Annotated in this window: 2 protein-coding genes; one reads left to right on the top strand and one right to left on the bottom strand. The window is 60.8% G+C overall.

What is annotated here, in order from left to right:
* Window positions 1-72 precede the first annotated feature (72 nt).
* A complete protein-coding gene (locus tag OKC30_RS20525; protein WP_270809792.1) occupies window positions 73-2,202 on the bottom strand; it encodes a TonB-dependent siderophore receptor in 2,130 nt (709 codons plus the stop codon).
* On the opposite strand from OKC30_RS20525, the gene OKC30_RS20520 reads away from it, so the two are divergent.
* Window positions 2,188-2,439, top strand: coding sequence for a hypothetical protein (locus tag OKC30_RS20520; RefSeq protein ID WP_160839240.1), 252 nt, complete (start codon window positions 2,188-2,190; stop codon window positions 2,437-2,439). The two genes, OKC30_RS20525 and OKC30_RS20520, sit on opposite strands and share 15 nt — an antisense overlap.
* Window positions 2,440-2,665: the final 226 nt, after the last annotated feature.

Here is a 2,665-nt window from a genome sequence, read left to right as displayed (position 1 = left end):
ACGTCCCGCTGGAGCCCATTGCAAAAAAAGTGGCGCAATACAACGAAGGCAAGTAGGTCGATTTAGCGGCGCTTACCGCGCCTCCACGCTTCGCTCGGCCCCGAACCAGCAGTTGTTCTGGTCGTAGCAGGAGTAGTAGGTCTTGTTGAACAGGTTGCTGGCGCCAAGCGATACCCCCATCCCCTTCAGGCTTGCGCTGAGGGCGGCGAGATCGTAGGAGGCGGACATATCCATCAGGAGGTAGTCCTGTACCTTGTCGGTGTTGGCGGCATCCATCTCGGCCTCCCCCACGTAGCGCAGGCCGGCGCCCACTCGCATCCCCTCGAGGTTGCCGCCGGGGTAGTAGTTGCTCCACAGCGACGCCATCTGTCTGGGGACCCAGACCGGCGTCTTGCCCTGCAGCGTGGTGGTGTCACGCGTGATCTCCATGTCCATCAGGGTGTAGTTGAGGGCCAGATCCAGCTGGCTGGTGAGATCGGCTCTCCCCTCAAGCTCGATGCCCCTGGAGACCGTCTCCCCGGTCTGCAGCTTGGGCCCGTAGACATTGTCCGGATCCGTCACCAGGGCGTTCTTCTTGGTGATGTGGAACGCCGACAGGGTCGCCGTCTTGCTCATGTCGTCGGAGAGGAACTTGACGCCCCCTTCCCACTGATGGCCGGTCGCCGGTTTGAACGCCTGGCCCTGCTTGTCCGCCCCCGGCACCGGCTCGAAACTCTCGGCATAGCTCGCATAGGGGGAGAAGCCGCCATCCAGCTCATAGAGGGCGCCGACACGGAAGGAGAGGTTGTCCTGATCGAGGTGGGCCAGGGACTGGCTGTCCGCCCCCTGATAGAGGGTCCGGCTGTCGGTGTCCATCCGGTAGCGGTCGTAGCGGGCGCCGCCGATGGCCACCAGTCGATCGAGGCGCACCTGATCCTGCAGATAGACGCCGGTCTGGGACTGACGGATCACCTTTTTATCCTGGTAATTGAAAGTGAGTGCCTCTGGGACTATCTGGCTATGGTTCGGGTTGAAAATGTCGATGCTGGGCGCCGAGTAGTCGAGGGTATCCCGGTAGAGGATATGGGCATCCAGGTACTGGTAATCGACCCCAAGCAGCAGGTTGTGCTGGGCAGAGCCCGTCTGTACCTTGCCCGCCAGCTGGTTGTCGATGACAACGCCGCGAGAGTCTTCATCGGTGAGATAGGCGTTGCGGGCCAGGGTGCGGTTGTCCGCCGCCAGGGCCGCGTTGTAGGTGTTGCGCTGATAGGCGGACGCATCCATGTAGCGGGCATTTTGCAGCACCTGCCAGCGCTCGTTGAAGTCGTGGCTCAGCTTGTAGCCCAGCAGGGTCACGTCCCGGTTGTACTCGTTCCAGTTCTCGTCGCCAAGGAAGGTGTCGCTGCCAAGCTGCCCCAGGGGGTTGGACTTGGCCGAGCCGCTGGCGGGCACAGTGGTGTAGATGCCGGCCTCGGGATCCTTCTGGTAGTAAAGGTTGAGGTTCAGCAGGGTGCGCTCGCCGAGCTGCCAGTCCAGGGACGGCGCAAAGACGTAGCGCTCCTCCTTCGAGGTCACCGCCTGGCCATCCTTCTCCCGGGCCAGCCCCACCAGCCGATAGGCGACCTGCTCGTTGATGGCACCGGTGCTGTCGAGGGTCATCTCCTTGAGGGTGCCCGTGCCGGTCGCCACGCTCACGTTGTGCTTGCTCTCCCGCTGGGGGCGCTTGGCGATGAGGTTGACCATGCCGCCGGGGGGCATGCTGCCATAGAGCACCGATGTCGGCCCCTTGAACACCTCCAGCTGCTCGATGGCCACCGGATCTATCTGGGGTTGCAGGTTCCAGTCGTTGTACTGGAGCAGCAGGCCGTCATAGAAGTTCTGGTAGTTGTCAAAGCCACGGATGTTGAACAGATCCAGCCGGTTGACCGCCCCGCCCCGCAGCTCGGTGTTGACGCCGGGCACGTAGCGCAGCGCCTCGCTCACCGAGCTGACACCGCGCAGCGACAGGGTCTCCCCATCCACCACCGAGATGGCCTGGGGCGTCTCGATGGGGTCGAGCCGGGTCTTGGTCGCGGTGTTGCGATAGGTCTGGCCGAGCACGGTCAGGGTCTCGTCGGCGGTGGCCGTATCCTGGCTTTCGGGCGCGGCGGCCTGTACAGAGCCTGCAAGCAGGGTGGAGATGGTCACGGCGACCAGGGTCAAAGGGGGGTGAACAAGCTGCATCTGATCCTCGATTACTTACTGCATGTGAATAGTAACAAATATCATTTGTATTTTATTGTTCTATTTTGCCCCGATATTAACAATTTGGGGCATTTTGGCGCGGCAGCGGGGAAAGCGAGGGTGGCAGGCATGCCATCTGCTATCGGAGGCAACATGGCGACGCCGTCGAGGCTCTCAGGGAACACCCATCATGGCCGCCTGATGAAGGACACCGCCTTCACTTGCACAGCCAATTAGAAAGTAACCATCACATATTCAGAACATGGCGGCATTTTCACCACCATATTTACACTCATCTGACAAGTATGGTCGTGTGTGCCCTCCCCTTGTTGATCCTGGTCAATCGCTATTGATAAATGAGGCGATAGCATACCCACCCTTTTATCAGGCTATGTCCCAATTACGTGTTGCATCGGGTGCCCTAGCGCCTCATGCAAACACATCTTGGTATTTACCTCCCTGC

The organism is Aeromonas sp. QDB18 (genome assembly GCF_027705325.1).
In the GTDB taxonomy this organism is placed as follows: domain Bacteria; phylum Pseudomonadota; class Gammaproteobacteria; order Enterobacterales; family Aeromonadaceae; genus Aeromonas; species Aeromonas caviae.
Note: the sequence above shows the minus strand (reverse complement) of the source record. Positions and strands in the feature narration are given on the sequence as shown.